This is a genomic window from Azospirillum sp. UENF 111221 (assembly GCF_058780625.1).
The window spans coordinates 423,591-440,019 of sequence record NZ_JBSNCH010000005.1 but is presented as its reverse complement, the minus strand read 5'-3'; the positions used below and the strand labels follow the sequence as shown (position 1 = coordinate 440,019).

16 protein-coding genes, 1 pseudogene and 1 riboswitch are annotated in these 16,429 nt (G+C 67.1%); of the genes and pseudogenes, 4 read left to right on the top strand and 13 right to left on the bottom strand.

The window, feature by feature from the left end; all coding sequences use genetic code 11:
• The first annotated feature begins 161 nt into the window (after positions 1-161).
• Positions 162-268, top strand: a riboswitch (TPP riboswitch).
• 47 nt (positions 269-315) lie between these two features.
• The 4 genes from ACWPN3_RS16510 (at position 316) to ACWPN3_RS16495 (ending at position 3,713) form a co-directional block, all read left to right on the top strand.
• Positions 316-1,047, top strand: a complete 732-nt coding sequence (locus ACWPN3_RS16510) for an ABC transporter ATP-binding protein (RefSeq protein ID WP_492240526.1) — start codon at positions 316-318, stop codon at positions 1,045-1,047.
• Entirely contained in the window at positions 1,044-1,811 is a 768-nt protein-coding gene (locus ACWPN3_RS16505; RefSeq protein WP_492240525.1) for an ABC transporter permease, read from the top strand. Before ACWPN3_RS16510 ends, ACWPN3_RS16505 begins: the two co-directional genes overlap by 4 nt.
• A gap of 17 nt (positions 1,812-1,828) precedes the next feature.
• Positions 1,829-2,770: an ABC transporter substrate-binding protein gene (locus ACWPN3_RS16500; protein WP_492240524.1), complete on the top strand. Its 942-nt coding sequence runs from the start codon at positions 1,829-1,831 to the stop codon at positions 2,768-2,770.
• A gap of 115 nt (positions 2,771-2,885) precedes the next feature.
• Positions 2,886-3,713, top strand: coding sequence for a universal stress protein (locus tag ACWPN3_RS16495; protein ID WP_109446152.1), 828 nt, complete (start codon positions 2,886-2,888; stop codon positions 3,711-3,713).
• Between the two features lie 43 nt (positions 3,714-3,756).
• On the opposite strand, the gene ACWPN3_RS16490 is transcribed toward ACWPN3_RS16495, so the two are convergent.
• The 13 genes and pseudogenes from ACWPN3_RS16490 to ACWPN3_RS16430 all read right to left on the bottom strand — a co-directional run bounded on the left by ACWPN3_RS16490 (position 3,757) and on the right by ACWPN3_RS16430 (position 16,396).
• Positions 3,757-4,497, bottom strand: coding sequence for an inositol monophosphatase family protein (locus ACWPN3_RS16490; protein ID WP_492261587.1), 741 nt, complete (start codon positions 4,495-4,497; stop codon positions 3,757-3,759).
• 110 nt (positions 4,498-4,607) lie between these two features.
• Complete coding sequence (locus tag ACWPN3_RS16485; protein ID WP_492240522.1) at positions 4,608-5,171, bottom strand: hypothetical protein; 564 nt, start codon at positions 5,169-5,171, stop codon at positions 4,608-4,610.
• A gap of 142 nt (positions 5,172-5,313) precedes the next feature.
• Positions 5,314-5,622, bottom strand: a complete 309-nt coding sequence (locus ACWPN3_RS16480) for a hypothetical protein (RefSeq protein ID WP_492240521.1) — start codon at positions 5,620-5,622, stop codon at positions 5,314-5,316.
• Between the two features lie 163 nt (positions 5,623-5,785).
• Positions 5,786-7,066, bottom strand: a complete 1,281-nt coding sequence (gene hflX, locus ACWPN3_RS16475) for a GTPase HflX (RefSeq protein WP_492241383.1) — start codon at positions 7,064-7,066, stop codon at positions 5,786-5,788.
• A gap of 52 nt (positions 7,067-7,118) precedes the next feature.
• A complete protein-coding gene (gene hfq, locus ACWPN3_RS16470) occupies positions 7,119-7,367 on the bottom strand; it encodes an RNA chaperone Hfq (protein WP_012974114.1) in 249 nt (82 codons plus the stop codon).
• Between the two features lie 61 nt (positions 7,368-7,428).
• Entirely contained in the window at positions 7,429-8,157 is a 729-nt protein-coding gene (locus tag ACWPN3_RS16465) for an HAD family hydrolase (RefSeq protein ID WP_109446141.1), read from the bottom strand.
• Between the two features lie 178 nt (positions 8,158-8,335).
• Positions 8,336-9,736, bottom strand: a complete 1,401-nt coding sequence (gene ntrX / locus ACWPN3_RS16460; RefSeq protein WP_109446139.1) for a nitrogen assimilation response regulator NtrX — start codon at positions 9,734-9,736, stop codon at positions 8,336-8,338.
• Positions 9,726-10,493 (bottom strand): sensor histidine kinase, encoded by a 768-nt coding sequence (locus ACWPN3_RS16455; protein ID WP_492261886.1) that lies wholly within the window; start codon positions 10,491-10,493, stop codon positions 9,726-9,728. The genes ntrX and ACWPN3_RS16455 overlap by 11 nt, the downstream gene beginning before the upstream one ends.
• Complete coding sequence (locus tag ACWPN3_RS16450; RefSeq protein ID WP_492261586.1) at positions 10,432-12,045, bottom strand: HAMP domain-containing protein; 1,614 nt, start codon at positions 12,043-12,045, stop codon at positions 10,432-10,434. The genes ACWPN3_RS16455 and ACWPN3_RS16450 overlap by 62 nt, the downstream gene beginning before the upstream one ends.
• A gap of 236 nt (positions 12,046-12,281) precedes the next feature.
• Positions 12,282-13,728: pseudogene (gene ntrC, locus ACWPN3_RS16445) on the bottom strand (nitrogen regulation protein NR(I)).
• A complete protein-coding gene (locus tag ACWPN3_RS16440) occupies positions 13,728-14,927 on the bottom strand; it encodes a two-component system sensor histidine kinase NtrB (protein ID WP_492261585.1) in 1,200 nt (399 codons plus the stop codon). Before ACWPN3_RS16440 ends, ntrC begins: the two are co-directional and overlap by 1 nt.
• Positions 14,928-14,941: 14 nt before the next feature.
• Complete coding sequence (dusB, locus tag ACWPN3_RS16435) at positions 14,942-15,928, bottom strand: tRNA dihydrouridine synthase DusB (protein WP_492240519.1); 987 nt, start codon at positions 15,926-15,928, stop codon at positions 14,942-14,944.
• A gap of 156 nt (positions 15,929-16,084) precedes the next feature.
• A complete protein-coding gene (locus ACWPN3_RS16430; protein WP_492261584.1) occupies positions 16,085-16,396 on the bottom strand; it encodes a hypothetical protein in 312 nt (103 codons plus the stop codon).
• Positions 16,397-16,429: the final 33 nt, after the last annotated feature.

Genomic DNA, 16,429 nt, shown 5'->3' with positions numbered 1-16,429 from the left:
TTCCCGAGCCCGCCCGCCTGTGGGCGGAGTTCGGAAAACCTGCTTAGATGCCCGTCAGAAACTAGGCGCTGCGGCGGTGCGGTCAAGCAGCCCGCTTCCGCATCCCGGAAGCTGCATCCGGCAATGCTTGCGGTCACGGATCGTCCGCGCCTATAGTCGCCGCCTTCACTGGGGGGAGCCGATGGGCGGCTGAGAGGTCCTGTTGCGGGACGACCCCTGGAACCTGATCCGGTTCATGCCGGCGTAGGGATCAGTGATGCGGGACCGCACCCTCTCCATCTCCGCCAGTCCACGATGCATGCCCGCGTGCCTGCGATGACGCCGCTTTCGGTGACCATCTCGCGCGCGCGGCTGACCTATGGCGGCACACTGCTGTTCTCCGAGCTGACGCTGGAGCTGCCGGCCGGGCGGACCACCTGCCTGCTGGGGCCGAGCGGCGTCGGCAAGACCACGCTCCTGCGCATCCTCGCCGGCTTGGCCGAGCCGGAGCCGCCGACCGAGGTGGTCACCGGCGACTGGCAGCCGCTGGCCGGCCGGATCGCCTACATGGCGCAGCAGGACCTGCTGCTGCCCTGGCTGACCGTGCTCGACAATGTCCTGCTGGGCGACCGGCTGCGCCATCGCCGTCCCGACCCGGCACGGGTGGAGCAGGCCCGTGCGCTGCTGGACCGCGTCGGTTTGGCGGGGCGCGAGCGCGACCGTCCGGCCGCCCTGTCCGGCGGGCAGAAGCAGCGCGTGGCGCTGGCCCGCACCCTGATGGAGGACAGACCGCTGGTCCTGATGGACGAGCCCTTCTCCGCGCTCGACGCCATCACCCGGCTGCGTTTGCAGGAAACCGCGGCGGAGACGCTGGCCGGCCGCACCGTCCTGATGGTCACCCACGACCCGCTGGAGGCGCTGCGCATCGGCGACCGACTGCATGTGATGACCGGCCGGCCGGCCATCATGGGACCGGCGCTGGAGCCCTCCGGCCCGGTGCCGCGCCGCGTCGACGATCAGGACCTGCTGGCGCATCAGGCCGAACTGTTGCGGAGGCTGGCGGAATGAAGGCGCTGCTGCGCGGCGCGATCACCCTGCTGGTGCTGGTCGCCGGCTGGCAGGCGCTGGTCTGGGCCACCGGGCTGCCGCGCTACCTGCTGCCCGGTCCGCTGGCGGTGGCGGACGCCATGCAGCGGCAGGCTCCCCTGCTGTTGACCCATGGCCTGACCACGCTGGCCGAGATTCTGATCGGGCTCGTGGCCGGCGTCGTGCTGGGCGGGGTTAGCGCTTTGCTGCTCGCGCGGTTCCGCACGGCGCGGCGCTGGCTGATGCCGCTGCTTCTGGTCAGTCAGGCCATCCCGGTCTTCGCACTGGCGCCGCTGCTGGTGCTGTGGCTCGGCTACGGCATGGCGTCCAAGATCGCCATGGCGGTGCTGGTCATCTATTTCCCGGTGACGACCGCGCTGTTCGACGGGCTGCGGCGCACCGATCCCGGCTGGCTCGACCTTGCCCGCACCATGGGCGCCTCGCCCGCCGCGATCCTGTGGAGCATCCGCCTGCCGGCCGCCCTGCCCGCCTTCTGGTCCGGCGTGCGGGTCGCCGCCGCGGTGGCGCCCATCGGGGCGGTGATCGGCGAATGGGTGGGGTCGTCCTCCGGTCTCGGCTACCTGATGCTGCACGCCAATGCCCGCATGCAGATCGACCTTCTGTTCGCCGCCGTGCTGGTGCTGGGACTTTTCGCCGTCTCGCTTTATGCCGCCGTCGATGCGCTCGCCCGCCGTGCCCTGCCCTGGCAACCCGATACCCAACCTGCCGAAGACGCCAACCCTTGAAGGGGGAGAGACACTCGATGAAGCATCTTTTCACCGCCGGCCTGATCGCCGCCGGCCTGATGACCTCGCTTCCCGCGCTGGCCCAGGACAAGCTGTCCGTGATGCTGGACTGGTTCGTCAACCCGGACCACGCCCCGCTGGTGGTGGCGCAGGAGAAGGGCTTCTTCAAGGATGCCGGTCTCGAGGTCACCTTGACCGCCCCGGCCGATCCCAACGACCCGCCGAAGCTGGTGGCCGCCGGCGGGACCGACATCGCCGTCTCCTACCAGCCGCAGCTGATCCTGCAGGTGGCCGAGGAACTGCCCCTGGTCCGCATCGGCACGCTGGTGTCCACGCCGCTGAACTCCGTCGTCGTGCTGCGCGACGGGCCGGTGAAGACGCTGAAGGATCTGAAGGGCCGCAAGGTCGGCTACTCCATCGCCGGTTTCGAGGACGCTCTGCTGGGCGCCATGCTGGAGAAGCAGGGGCTGAGCCTGAAGGATGTCGAGCTGGTGAACGTCAACTTCTCCCTGTCGCCGTCGCTGCTGTCGGGCCAGGTCGATGCGGTGGTCGGTGCTTTCCGCAACTTTGAACTGAACCAGATGGAGATCGAGAAACACCCTGGCCGTGCCTTCTATCCCGAGGAAGAGGGCGTTCCGCCCTATGACGAGCTGATTCTGGTCGCCCGCAAGGACAAGGCGAACGATCCCCGCTTCAAGCGCTTCCTGGCGGCGGTGGAGCGGGCGACGCTCTACATCCTGAACCATCCGGAGGAGTCGCAGGCCGCCTTCGTCAAGGGCCGGCCCGAACTGAACGACGAGCTGAACCGCCGCGCCTGGGCCGACACGCTACCGCGCTTCGCCCACAGCCCGGCCGCCCTGGATGCCGAGCGCTACACCCGCTTCGCCGAGTTCCTCAAGGCCCGCGGTCTGATCAAGGCCGTGGCGCCGATCGACCAATATGCGGTGGTTGTGAAGTAACCGCCTGCCTTTCCCTTGACCGGCGTTGCCATCGACCCCGGCGGAGCGTTACCTAGAGGGAAACCGCTCCGCCGGCTGATGGTGGACCGATCATAATGTTGGGAGACGCGAGGGCATGCCGATCAAGACCATCCTGCTGCACATGGCCAACGACGACGCCCACGCCAGCCGTCTGGCGGTGGCCGCGGCTTTGGCCAAGCGTTTCTCCGCACATATCCAGGCGCTCTACATCGCCACCCCGGTGTCGATGCCGGCGGGCGCCACCGGCCGCGCCGCGTCTTATGGCTTCATGGCGGAGGCGACCGCAATCGCCCATGAGAATGCCGAGCGGATCGAGCAGGAGGTCCGCAAGTCGCTTGACGGGCTGCCCTACGACTGGACGGTCGAAGAGGGTGACCACGTCGATCTGCTGGCAGAGCGCGCCGCCTATGCCGACCTGATCGTGGTCGCGCAATCCGCGGCGGTGCGGGCCGGCGAGCGGGTGTCTCTGCACCACATCCCCGACCGTTTGCCGCTGGAGACCGCCACGCCGGTCCTGGTCCTGCCGCCGAAGCAGCCGGCGGCGGCGCCCATCGGCCGCCATGTGCTGATCGCCTGGAAGAACACGCGCGAATCCACCCGTGCGGTCCGCGCCGCCATGCCCTTTCTGGAAACTGCGGAATCCGTCACCGTGCTGACCGTGGAGCCGCTCGGGCAACAGAGCAGGGAAGCCGCGACCCTGGTCGAGTGGCTGCACCGCCACGGCATCGCCGCACGTCCGCAATCGGTCATCGCGTCCGGCGGCGAGGTCGGCGACATGATCCTGTCCTGCTGCACCGACCAGGGCGCCGACCTGCTGGTGATGGGCGCCTACGGCCACTCCCGCCTGCGCGAACTGGTTCTGGGCGGGGCGACCCGCACGGTGCTGGACGGGCTGGCCCTGCCGGCGTTGCTGGCACATTGAAGGGGCGCGGGAGGGCTGTCGCCCTCCTGCCCCAAGGACGCACTCAGCCGAAAAGCTGTCCGTGCAGCGCCTGCCAGCTTTCGCGGTCGGGCGCCAGCAGGATGCTGCCGTTCAACAGTCCAGGCCGGTAGGGTGTCCCGTCGATCAGCGCCGAATGGCCGCCCGCCTCGGCATGCAGCAGAACGCCGGCCGCATGGTCCCAGGGCATCAGCCGGTGATAGAGCGAATACTGCGCCCGTCCCTCCAACAGCCGCAGATACTCCTGGGCGGCGCTCGACAGGCAGACGCGCTCCGCCAGCCCGACGCTGCGCTCCTCCAATCTGAGCCTCATCTCCTCGCTGCAGAAGCGCGTGGACAGTGCGCCCACCATCTGCCGCAACGGCACGGCCGGCGCGACATGGACGCGGCGCCCGTCGAGCCAAGCCCCCTGCCCCTTCACCGCCGTCGCCATCCGGCCGTCGACCGGATCGTGAATCCAGCCGGCGATCGTCTCACCCTTGCAGGCAAGCGCGACGATCACCGCGAACATCGGCCGTCCCTGGGCGAAGTTGATCGTGCCATCCACCGGGTCGATGATCCAGACCGGGTCGTCGCCATGGATGCGTTCGAGCACGCGCTCGTCCTCGGATGCGGCCTCCTCCCCGACGACGCGGCTGCCCGGCAGCAGCGCCGACAGCGCCGGGGTCAAGGCCCGCTCCGCCGCCTCGTCCGCCAGCGTGACGAGGTCGGTCGGGCCGGTCTTCTGCCGGATGCCGGCGGCGTCGAGCTTCTGGAAATAGGGCATGATCTCCGTCCGGGCGACGGAGCGGATCAGAATCCGCGACGCAGTCAATGTCGGGAAGCGGGAAACCCGTCATGGTCGATTGGCCCTTTACGGCTTGAGTTCGGAGAGGGTCAGCGCTTTGCCGCCGGCTTGCTGCCGGGCACGCTGTCCAGCTTCAACATAGGATCGCCGCCCTTCGGATCGGTCAGCAGCACCTTGCCGTCCAGTCCGCTGTCCTTCAGCGCCTTCGACAGCGCATCGAAGGTGGCACGGTCGGCCGCGGCGGCGGCGGCTTCCTTGGCCGCATCGGCTGGCGGAGGCGGCACCGGTCCGCCCTGCGCCGGTTGGCGTGGCGCCTTGGGGTCGGGTGGCGGCGGTGGCGGAGGCGCCGCGGCGGTATCCTTCTCGGGCTCCGGCGGCGGCGGTGGAGGAGGAGGAGGAGGCGGTTGCCACAGGCGGAAACAGTCGGTGAAGGTCTGCTGCTTGCACTCCTTCAGCAGACCGGCGGCATCGGGGGCGACGACCTGCGGTTCGTCGGGCGCCACCGACAGCGGCTTCGGCGGCGGAGGAAGCGGGTCTTCAGGCGGGGTTTCCGGTTCTTCCACATAGCCGGGAGGCAGCGGCGTTCCCGGTCGCAACGGCTCCGCCGCCGCCAGTGGCTGGACGAACGCCAGCAACAACGGCAGCGCCGGCATCAGACGGCCGGCACCGGTCAGGATGGTTCGTGAAGGGGAACGGAGCAATTCGGGACCGCGGCGATGGCGAACGGCTCATTATGACCTGCCATCGCAGGCGCCGTCATCCCTCAAGCATGTGTCAAATCACCGTCATGCCGCATCATGCCGCGGCGCGCTGATCGTGGCGAGGCTCATGGCGGGGCCCGCCGGTGAAGCCGCCATAGCCCCAGGCGGTCAGTTCACGGCAAATCGCCGAAATCTTCGCTGCCTCATCGGCATTCGGTTCCCGTTCGCCGGCGGCCTCGATCAGATGCATCAGGGTGGCACGGCCTTCCGGCGTACGCGAAAGCTCCTGCAGACGCAGAAGGGCCGCACCCGGCGGCAGATTTTCCTGACGGGCGACGAGAGCTACCTGATCGGCGAGAAATGCCGTAATCGAGAAGCACGACGGATCGGTTTGCAACCGCATTGGCAGTCCTCCTCAAGGGGGAGCACGACCGCTCCATTCCCATCATCGGACCCCAACGGGGAAATAACCACGCCGCATTCGTCTTAAGACCGGAGTGGGGTGCAACAGGTCATAGGCCTCTCTGCACCCCTTTCCGTTTAGCCAGGATACCCGGACGTACCGCCTAAGGTTGCGGCTCAGGCTGACTGTCGGGCTGGAACCGCTTTTCAAACCGGGCAAGATCGACAGGGTCGATGGAGACATGCAGATGCGCATGCTCCTCGTCGTCGCGCCGGTCCAGCACTTCGCCCTTGGCGTAAAGCCAGGCGAGCGCCGCCCCGTCGCCAAGGTCGACCGAAAGGTCGACGACCTGCCGGTTGACGTTCATCCGCTGGTCCAGCAGGCGGTCGAGGTTGTCGATCCCCTCGCCGGACAGGGCGGAGACCGCCACCGCCCGCGGATTGCGGCCGGTCTGGGCCAGGATCGCCGCGCGGCTTTCCTCGTCCAGCGCGTCGATCTTGTTCAGCACCTCGATCACCCGGTCGTCCGCTTCCGGGTCGATGCCCATGTCGGACAGCACCTCATGGACGTCGGCCTTCTGGGCGTCGCTGTCGATATGGGCGATGTCGCGGACATGCAGGATGATGTCGGCGGCGTCAACCTCCTCCAGCGTGGCGCGGAAGGCGGCGACGAGGCCGTGCGGCAGGTCGGAGATGAAGCCGACCGTGTCCGACAGGATCACCTTGCGCCCCGACGGCAGGGTCACCTGCCGCATGGTGGGATCGAGTGTCGCGAACAGCAGGTTCTGGGCGAAGACGTCGGCATTCGCCAACCGGTTGAACAGCGTCGATTTGCCGGCGTTGGTATAGCCGACCAGGGCCACCACGGGATAAGGCACCTTCGCACGTGCCTTGCGGTGAAGGCCGCGGGTGCGCCGCACCTCCTCCAGTTCCTTCTTGATCTTGATGATCCGGTCGCCGATCAGGCGGCGGTCAAGCTCAAGCTGCGATTCGCCGGGGCCGCCGAGAAAGCCGAAGCCGCCGCGCTGCCGTTCCAAGTGGGTCCAGGACCGCACCAGCCGGGATTTCTGGTAGGTCAGGGAGGCCAGCTCGACCTGGAGCATGCCCTCACGCGTCCGGGCGCGGGCACCGAAGATCTCCAGGATCAGGCCCGTGCGGTCGATGACCTTCGCCTTCAGCGACCGCTCGAGGTTGCGCTGCTGAACCGGCGACAGGGCGTGGTCGAGGATGACGAGCGAAGCCTCGGCCTCTTCCACCACCTGTGCCAGATGCTCCACCGTGCCGGAGCCAAGCAGGGTCGACGGTTGCGGCCGGTTCACCTTGGCGCATTCCGCATGGACGACGTCCAGCTGAATGGCCTGGGCAAGACCGACCGCCTCCTCAAGCCGCGATTCGGGAGGGCGCATGTCCCCGTCCGCCTCACTGCGGAGGACGGGGTGGACCACGATGGCCCGCGCGGCGCCGTCAGGGGCCGCGCCGTTACCATTGGTCAAGGGATCAGACGCTTTCACCTTCCTTGGGCGGCTCGAAAAGTTGAATGGGATGGGCCGGCATGACCGTGGAGATTGCGTGCTTGTAGACGAGCTGGGAATGCGCGTCGCGCCGCAGAAGTACCGAGAAGTTGTCGAACCAAGTAATGATGCCCTGGAGTTTCACGCCGTTCACGAGAAAGACGGTTACGGGAGTCTTGTTCTTACGGACGTGATTGAGAAACACGTCCTGCACGTTCTGGCTTTTTTCAGACATTTTTCATGCCCCCTTCTTCAATGTTCTTGGGACCCCTTTGCTAGGCGGTCCGCTCCCCGTTTCACGGTGTAGGTGTGGTCCGCGTCGGTACCGTCTCGACAGCCGTCTGCAGGGATATGGTATCACCATTGCCGTCCACCAAGCCATACAGGACGCGGTGAAGCGCCGTACAGTCGGTGTGGCGATGGGCGGGCGGGAAGCGGTCGAAGCCACTCCCCTCGCCCAGCCCTATTAGCACCGGAACGAGACCGGCGCCATGGGCGCATTCCATATCGATGTCGGCATCGCCGAGAAACCAGACATCCCCACCCGGCGCGATCCCCGCCGGCTCCAGCGCCATCCGCACCGGGGCGATGTGCGGCTTGTCGAACTCGGCATCCTGGGCGCCGACCAGTTTGCCGAAATAGCGGGTCCAGCCCAGCGCATCGGCCTCCGCCCTCAGGAACCTGCCGTTCTTGTTGGAGACGACGGCCTGATAGACGCCCTGCTCGTGGAAATGGCGCAGCAGCGTCTCGGCACCCGGCAACGGCGTCAGCCCGTCCAGATGGTGGGCGGCGAAATAGGCGTAGAACAGGTCGCGCGCCTCGGTCCAGCGCTCGCCGAAAATGCGCGGGAAGCTGTCGCGCAGCGATGCCTTGATCCGCTCGCGCGCCTCCTCCGCACTCCAGGGGGCGAGACCGAAGGACACCAGCGCATGGTTCAGCGCCTCGCGCACCGTGTCCCAATTGCTGACCAGGGTATTGTCCCAGTCATAGAGGACGGCGCGCGGCAGGGTGATGGGGGAGGACAAGGAGATGCTCCGGTAGACGTGGGAAGGGCGGCACGAGGCCGCCCTCACCTGGAGGTCATCCCCGTGACGGCGGGGATCCAGGTTGCCCCACAGCAACTTCTGTGCAGACGCTGGATTCCCGCCGTCGCGGGAATGACGGACGGACGGAGAAGCCATTGGCGTCGAGCGATTGCACCGATCACTCGAGGAACATCTTCCCCTTCTCGCTGCCATGGACGCCCAGCGACTTCAGCTTGCGGTGAAGGGCCGAGCGTTCCATGCCGACGAAGGACGCGGTGCGGGAGATGTTGCCGCCGAAGCGGGTGACCTGGGCCAGCAGATATTCGCGCTCGAACACCTCGCGGGCCTCGCGCAGCGGCAGGCCCATGATCTCGCCGCCCTTGTCCCATTTCAGGACCGTCGGGGTGATGGCGCCGATCTCCGGCGGCAGGGTGTCGGCGCGGATCGGCTCCTTGGGATCGCCATGGGCCATGATCAGCAGCCAGTCCACCACGTTGCGCAACTGGCGCACGTTGCCCGGCCAGTCATAGGCCTGGAGGGCGGCCATGGCGTCCTCGCCGAACTCGCGGGTCGGCAGGCCGGACGCTTCGGCGGACCGCTGCATGAAATGGCGGGCCAGCACCGGGATGTCCTCGCGCCGCTCGGCCAGCGACGGCACGCGGATCGGCACCACCGACAGACGGTAGAACAGATCCTGGCGGAAGCGCCCCTGCTCGATTTCCGCCTGGAGGTCACGGTTGGAGGTGGCGATGACGCGCACGTCGACCTCGACCCGCTGTCCGCCGCCGACGCGCTCGAACACCTGTTCCTGAAGGGCGCGGACGATCTTGCCCTGGGTCTCCAGCGGCATGTCGGCGACTTCGTCCAGCAGCAGCGTGCCGCCATGGGCCTGCTCGAAGGTGCCGATCTTGCGGCCGGGACCATCGACGCCGGCCTCGGTGCCGAACAGCTCCATCTCCAGCCGTTCCGGCCGCATGGTGGCGCAGTTCAGTCCGACGAAGGGACCGCCGGCCCGGCGCGAGCGGGCGTGGATCAGCCGCGCCACCACCTCCTTGCCGGCACCGGGAGGGCCGGAGATCAGGACGCGGCTGCCGGTGGGCGCCACCTTGTCGATGGACTGGCGCACCTGATTGACCGCCGAAGACTTGCCGATCAATTCCGCGTCGCCGCCGGCGCGCAGCTTCAGTTCCTGGTTCTCGCGCTTCAGCCGTGCCGCCTCGATGGCGCGGTCCACCATCAGCAGCAGGCGGTCGGCCTTGAACGGCTTTTCGATGAAGTCGTAGGCGCCGACCTTGATCGCCTGGACCGCGGTTTCGATGTTGCCGTGGCCGGAGATCATGATCACCGGCAGGTTGCCATGATCCCGCATCAGCTGTTCCAGGATTTGCAAGCCGTCCAGCCTGCTGCCCTGGAGCCAGATGTCGAGCACGACGAGGCTCGGCCGACGCGCCGCCACCTGGGCGAAGGCCTGATCGGCGTCGGCGGCTTCGCGCGTCTTGATGCCTTCGTCGTTCAGGATGCCGGCTATCAGCATCCGGATATCGGCTTCGTCGTCGACGATCAGAATGTCATGCGCCATGGGCTTCGTGCCTCATCTCTCCGCCGGTCTCCGCCGGCCTGTCGTCACGGCCGCCCGCGTCGTTCGCGACCGTAACCGGGTGTGGAATGACCAGGGTCACGCGCGCCCCGGATCCGCCTTCGCGGTCCTCAAGGGTCAGCACGCCGCCATGGTCCTCCATGATCTTCTTGACGATGGCGAGCCCCAGCCCGGTGCCCTTGGCCCGCGTCGTCACATAGGGTTCGGTCAGCCGGTCGCGCTGTTCGCCGCCGGGCAGGCCCTTCCCGTTGTCCTGAACGGTGACGACGACCTTCTCGCCGTCGTCCTCCACCGCAATCGCCACCTCTCCGGGCGGCAGGTCCGACCCGTCCGCTGGAGGCGTACGACCCTCGATTGCGTCGGCCGCGTTCTGCAACAGGTTGGTCAGCGCCTGCGAGATCTGCCGGCTGTCGCAGGCCACCGTCAGCGGCCCCGACGGCAGCCGGGTGTCGAAGCGGATCCTGCCGGAGTGCGCGCTCGATTGCAGGAACACCGCTTGCCGGACCAGATCGTTGATGTTGACCGGCTTCATCACCGGCTGCGGCATCCGCGCGAAGGCGGAGAATTCGTCCACCATGCGGCGGATGTCGTCGACCTGCCGGACGATGGTGTCTGTGCACATGGTGAAGACCTCCGTATCGCTGGAGATCTCCTTCAGATATTTGCGGCGCAGCCGCTCAGCCGACAGCTGGATCGGCGTCAGCGGGTTCTTGATCTCGTGTGCAATGCGGCGTGCCACGTCGGCCCAGGCCGCCTTGCGCTGCGCCGACACCAGTTCGGTGATGTCGTCGAAGGTGACGACATAGCCGCGCACGGTGCCGTCGCGCACCTCCGCCGCGATGCGGACCAGCAGCGTCAGCGTCGTCTTGCCCGGACGCCGGATCTGGATTCTGGTCCTGCACCACGCGGCCGGGCTTCTTCGGCGCGTTTTCCAGCAGGTCGCCGATGTCCGGCAGCAGCTCGACCAGCGACATGCCGATCATCCGCTCCGGATCCTCTTCGCCCAGCAGGCGGGCGGCGGACAGGTTCGGCAGGTTGATGACGCCGTCGGCATCGACACCCAGCACACCGGCCGACACGCCGGACAGCACCGTCTCGGTGAAGCGGCGGCGCTCGTCGAGCAGGCGGTTGGTCGACAGCAGCTCCCGCCGCTGCCCCTCGATCTCGGTGGTCATGCGGTTGAACGCGCGCGACAGCAGGACGAACTCGTCCTCGCCCGGCGGTTCCGACACGCGGACGGTCAGGTCGCCGGCGCGCACCCGCTCGGCGGCACCGATCAGAGCGCTGATCGGGCGGACCAGACGGGTGGCGAAATTCAGCCCGGCCCACACCGCCGCCAGCAGCAGCAGCATTGCCACCACCAGGAAGATCAGCGTGAAGGTGACCTGCAGGCTGCCGCGCTGGTTCTCCAGCGCGGTGTATTCCTTCACCGCCCCTTCGGCCGAGGCCATGTGCTGGAGCACCCGCGGCTCCACCATGCGGCCGACATAGAGGAAGGTGTCCGACACCCGGTCCAGGCTGACCAGGGCACGGACGCGGTCGTCGGATTCCTTGACGATCAGCGCGACCTCGCCGGTGCGGGCCTGCTGGATCTTGTCTTCCGGAATGGGCTCGAATTCCAGGGTGAAGGTGTAGCCGGCCCGCGCGACGATGGCGCCGGTGGTGCCGTTGAAGACGATCGCCTCCGACAGCGCGCGCAGCATCGCCTGGGTGGCGACGACCTGCTCGAACCGCTCGGGGTCGCTGGAGAAACGCGCCTCCTGCGACAGGTCGTTGGCCATCGCCAGTGCGTCGGCGCGGATGTTCTGCTGGTGCTCGTGCAGGTAGGCGCTGGCGACGACCAGGGATTCATTCACCGCCGTGCGGACACGGTCGCTGAACCAACTCTGCACCCCGACATAGAAGAACAAGGTGGAAAAGACGGTCATGATGATGGCCGGCGCCACCGCCAGCACGCTGAACACCAGCACCAGACGGGTGTGCAGCCGCGAGCCCGCGAGCCCGCGCCGCCGCCCGATCAGGATGGCGACGATGCGCCGGGCGATCAGCACGCCCAGCGTCAGCAGGATCGCAAGGTCGAGCGTCAGCAGAAGCGTGACGGTCCGCGGGTTGGCCTGTCCGAACGGCGCGCTTTCCGTCATCGCCGCGTAGGTGGCGAAGCCGGCGGCCAGGGCCGCCAGCGACAGGGCAAAGGCCAACCGCTTGCCCAGGCCGACCCGCCTGGACCATTGAAGAATCTTCTGCCAGACCGGCCTTTGGCCGGCTGCTGCGATGTCGGAATTCGGTGGCATGGTCCGGCGCTAATCTGTTGCCGGAAAGATACACCTCTGTTGCGGCCCTGCCAAGCCTCAACGAATCTGCCTTTCGGACAGCATAGTCTACGCCGGACGGCGTCAGAAAAGGTGCAGAAGGCGCCAAGTGGTGAATGGGCGGCGGTTTGCCCGCCGCCCCTGACTGCGCTGTGTCACAATTTTGGCACGGATCGGCTGCGATGCCGAGCCTCCCCGCACGCGCTGCCGGATGCGGCCTACTTGATGCCGCGCATCACCTGGATATCGAGGTCGCGGATCTTCTTGCGCAACGTGTTGCGGTTCAGGCCGAGCAGTTGTGCCGCCTTGATCTGGTTGCCGCGGGTCGCCGACAGGCTCAGCGAGATCAGCGGCCGTTCGATTTCGCGCAGCACCCGGTCATACAGGCCGTTGGACGGCATGCCGTCCTTGTGGGCGGCGAAATAGTCCTTGAGGTGGCGCTCGACGGCCGAGGACAGGCCCTCGCTCTGCGGCTCCTCCACCGGCTGGGCGGCCGGGGTGGCGTCGGCGAGTTCCGCCTCCACGACATCCAGCCCGATTACCTCCTGCGAATAGAGCGCGGCAAGGCGGCGGACGAGATTCTCCAGCTCGCGGACGTTGCCGGGCCAGCGATAGCGCTTCAGCCGGTCCATCGCCGCCTGGTCGATGCTCTTGGCCGGAAGTCCCTGGCTGATGCCGAGATTCAGGAAATGGCGGACCAGCAGCGGGATGTCTTCCGTCCGCTCGCGCAGCGGCGGCAGGCGGATCGGCACCACGCACAGGCGGTAGAACAGATCCTCACGGAACAGCCCCTGGCGGATCAGGGTGCGCAGGTCACGGTGGGTCGCCGCGATGATGCGCACGTCGGTCTTGATCGCGGTGCGCCCGCCGACGGTGGTGTATTCGCCCTCCTGCAGCACGCGCAGCAGCCGGGTTCTGGGCGTCGAGCGGCATGTCGCCGATCTCGTCCAGGAACAGCGTTCCGCCCTGCGCCTGCTCGAACCGGCCGGTCGACCGGTTGGTCGCGCCGGTGAAGGCGCCCTTCTCGTGGCCGAACAGTTCGGATTCGATCAGTTCGCGCGGGATGGCGGCCATGTTGATGGCGACAAAGGCGCCGTTGCGCCGCTTGCCGTAATCGTGCAGCGCGCGGGCGACCAGCTCCTTGCCGGTCCCGGACTCGCCGGTGATCATCACCGTCAGGTCGGTGCCCATCAGGCGGGCCAGCACCCGGTAGATTTCCTGCATGGCGGGCGAGCGGCCGATCAGCGGCAGCTGTTCCTCGCCCTCCACGTCGCCGCCCGGCATGGCGGCCGGCGGGGTGTTGGTGTTCAGTGCCCGTTCGACGACGGAAACCAGTTCCTTCAGGTCGAAGGGCTTGGGCAGATATTCAAAGGCCCCACGCTCCGCCGCCTTAACCGCGGTGATCAGCGTGTTCTGCGCGCTCATCACGATGACGCGCATTTCGGGACGCAGCTTCTTGATGCGCGGGATCAGGTCCAGGCCGTTTTCGTCCGGCATCACAACGTCGGTGATGACCAGATCGCCCTGCCCGTCCGCCACCCAGCGCCACAGCGTCGCGGCGTTGCCGGTGGTGCGGACCTCGTGCCCGAGCCGGGCCAGGGCCTGGGTCAGGACGGTGCGGATGGCGCGGTCGTCATCCGCGATGAGAATGGTCGCTGCGCTCATCAACGAGTTCCCCGGCCGCCCTTGGACTGCAAGCCAGCGTCAGAAATCTTCGAGTCCCCGGAAAGTTTCGGTTCATCGTATTTCGAATCATCGTACATCGGCAGCGACACCTTGAAGACGGTCCGGCGAGGCTGGCTGTCGAACTCGATGGTTCCGCCATGGTCGCCTATCAGTTTCGCCACCAATGCAAGACCAAGGCCAGTCCCGTTCACTTTGCTGGTCACGAACGGATCGAACAGGTTGGACTGAAGGTCTTCCGGAATACCGTCGCCGTTATCCTGAACCGTCACCAGCAGGGGCAGGTGCCGGCGCACATCCCCGCCGGGCAGCGCCATACGCACACCATGCTGGTAGGAGGTCGTCAGCGTGATCTCGCCGCCCGATTTCGGTGCAGCCTCTGCCGCATTTTTAACCAGATTCAGGAAAACCTGCACAAGTTGGTCGCGATTGCCGTAAACAGGAGGCAATGACGGGTCGTAGCGCTCGACAAAGCGTATTTTTCGGGCAAAGCCGCTCTGGGCCACTTTCCGCACATGTTCCAGAACGGTGTGGATGTTCACCGCGGCCCGCTCCAGCGGCCGTTCGTCGGAGAACACCTCCATCCGGTTGACCAGCGCGACGATGCGGTCGGCCTCGTCGCAGATCAGGCGGGTCAGCACCCGGTCCTGGTCGCTGGCGTTCTCCTCCAGCAGCTGGGCGGCGCCGCGGATGCCGGACAGCGGGTTCTTCACCTCATGGGCCAGCATCGCCGCCATGGCGGTGACGGAGCGCGCGGCATGACGGTGGGTCAGCGAGTGGTCGATCTTGCGGGCGAGCGACCGCTCATGGATGGTCAGCACCACATGGTCGGGCGGGTCGCCCATGGTCGCCACCTGCACCGTCACATGGTGCGGGCCGATGCGGGGCGTATCGATGATGACACCGTCCTGCGACACCCGGCGGCTGCCCCGGCGCACCTGTTCGATCAGACCCATCACCGGGCTGTCCGGCGGCAGCAGGTCGGGCAGCGGCATGCCTTCCATGGCGTTGGCCGACAGGTCGAAGAACTCCTGCCCTTCCAGATTGACGAAGCGGATGTCGCCGTTGCCGTCCACCACCAGCACTGGATCGGGCAGGCTGTTCAGCACCACCAGCGAGTCCAGCCGCGGCGCCCTGGCGGCACCCGACCGGTTGCGGCCACGTTGGCCCGGAGCGGTCATCGGTACGGGATCCATCAGGCGGCCATCCTTTCGATTGCCGGTTCATAGAAGGCACGGATGCGGTCGCGCACCGCGCCGGGATCGCCCAGCTGGTTGATCTCCTGCCGGAACTCGTTGGAGCCGCGCAGGCCGGTCGAGTACCAGGAGACATGCTTGCGGGCGACCTTGATGCCGCCGTCCGTGCCGTAATGGCTCAGCATGCTGTCGAAATGCTCCAGCAGCGTGTCCATCTGCTCGGGCAGCGGCGGGTCAGGCAGCATTTCGCCGGTGCGCATGTAATGCATGACCTGAGACGGGAACCAGGGACGCCCATAGCTGCCGCGCCCGATCATCACGCCGTCGGCGCCGGATTCGGCAAGCGCACGGTCCACCGCCTCGAAGCTGGCGATGTCGCCGTTGACGACGATGGGGATCTTCACCGCCTCCTTCACATGGCGGACATAGGTCCAGTCGGCGGTGCCGGTATAGAACTGCATGCGGGTGCGGCCATGGACCGTCACCATCCTGATGCCGCACTGCTCGGCGATGCGGGCGAGGTTGGGGGCGTTCCGGTTGGTCTCGTCCCAGCCCAGCCGCATCTTCAGCGTGACCGGAATGCCGACGGCCTTCACCACCGCCTCCAAGATGCGGCCGGCCAGTGCCTCGTCCCGCATCAGGGACGAGCCGGCATGGCCGTTCACCACCTTCTTGACCGGGCAGCCGAAATTGATGTCGACGACCGCGGCGCCGCGATCCTCGTTCAGCTTCGCCGCCTCGGCCATCACCACGGGCTCGCAGCCGGCGAGCTGGACCGCCATCGGAAACTCTTCCGGCTCGGTTTCCACCATGCGCAGGGTCTGGCGGTTCTCGCGGATCATCGCCTGGCTGGCGATCATCTCAGACACGACGAGGCCGCAGCCCGCGCGCTTCACCAGACGGCGGAACGGCAGGTCGGAGACACCCGACATGGGCGCCAGGATCACCGGTCCGGCGAGCGTGATGGGTCCGATTTGTATGGTCATTCTCACCTGCCCGATTGATGGGCAAATCAACAAAGTGCCGTCAATTTGGGCAAGTTATCACGCGGCGACAGTCGTGCGCAAGGGCGAAGCCCCACCGCCACTCTCAGGCCCTGCCCTAAACCCATGATCTTGCATCGGCTTGTGCCGACTTCCGGCTCAGCTCCAGGTCCACTGGCCGATCAGTACGTTCGAGACGAACTTGACGCCGGGATAGGCAAGCGTCGCCAGCAGGTAGACGATCAGCATGGTGCGCGCCGCCGTCTTTCCGCGAACCCCGGTCCGGTATTCGGCAAGCAGCAGCACGCCGATCACGATGAAGGTCGCCAGCGACAGCAGGCTCTTGTGGTCGGTGCGGAACAGCAAACCCTGCTCGAAATAGAGCACCGCCATGCCGGTGGCGAGGCCGGCACCCAGCACCACTTCGGACGCGATCAGCAGGCGCAGTTGCAGCCGCTCGCTCTCCGCCACCGGCGGCAGGAAGCGGCTGAGCGGGGTCGGCCG

What these genes read in the sequence shown, in the direction of transcription:
- dusB (WP_492240519.1), bottom strand. Translation starts at nt 15,928, where the DNA reads ATGACCATACAAATCGGACCCATCACGCTCGCCGGACCGGTGATCCTG.
- ACWPN3_RS16490 (WP_492261587.1), bottom strand. Translation starts at nt 4,497, where the DNA reads ATGCCCTATTTCCAGAAGCTCGACGCCGCCGGCATCCGGCAGAAGACC.
- ACWPN3_RS16495 (WP_109446152.1), top strand. Translation starts at nt 2,886, where the DNA reads ATGCCGATCAAGACCATCCTGCTGCACATGGCCAACGACGACGCCCAC.
- ACWPN3_RS16485 (WP_492240522.1), bottom strand. Translation starts at nt 5,171, where the DNA reads ATGCCGGCGCTGCCGTTGTTGCTGGCGTTCGTCCAGCCACTGGCGGCG.
- ntrX (WP_109446139.1), bottom strand. Translation starts at nt 9,736, where the DNA reads ATGGCGCATGACATTCTGATCGTCGACGACGAAGCCGATATCCGGATG.
- ACWPN3_RS16510 (WP_492240526.1), top strand. Translation starts at nt 316, where the DNA reads ATGACGCCGCTTTCGGTGACCATCTCGCGCGCGCGGCTGACCTATGGC.
- ACWPN3_RS16440 (WP_492261585.1), bottom strand. Translation starts at nt 14,927, where the DNA reads ATGACCGCTCCGGGCCAACGTGGCCGCAACCGGTCGGGTGCCGCCAGG.
- ACWPN3_RS16500 (WP_492240524.1), top strand. Translation starts at nt 1,829, where the DNA reads ATGAAGCATCTTTTCACCGCCGGCCTGATCGCCGCCGGCCTGATGACC.
- hfq (WP_012974114.1), bottom strand. Translation starts at nt 7,367, where the DNA reads ATGTCTGAAAAAAGCCAGAACGTGCAGGACGTGTTTCTCAATCACGTC.
- ACWPN3_RS16505 (WP_492240525.1), top strand. Translation starts at nt 1,044, where the DNA reads ATGAAGGCGCTGCTGCGCGGCGCGATCACCCTGCTGGTGCTGGTCGCC.
- ACWPN3_RS16480 (WP_492240521.1), bottom strand. Translation starts at nt 5,622, where the DNA reads ATGCGGTTGCAAACCGATCCGTCGTGCTTCTCGATTACGGCATTTCTC.
- ACWPN3_RS16450 (WP_492261586.1), bottom strand. Translation starts at nt 12,045, where the DNA reads ATGCCACCGAATTCCGACATCGCAGCAGCCGGCCAAAGGCCGGTCTGG.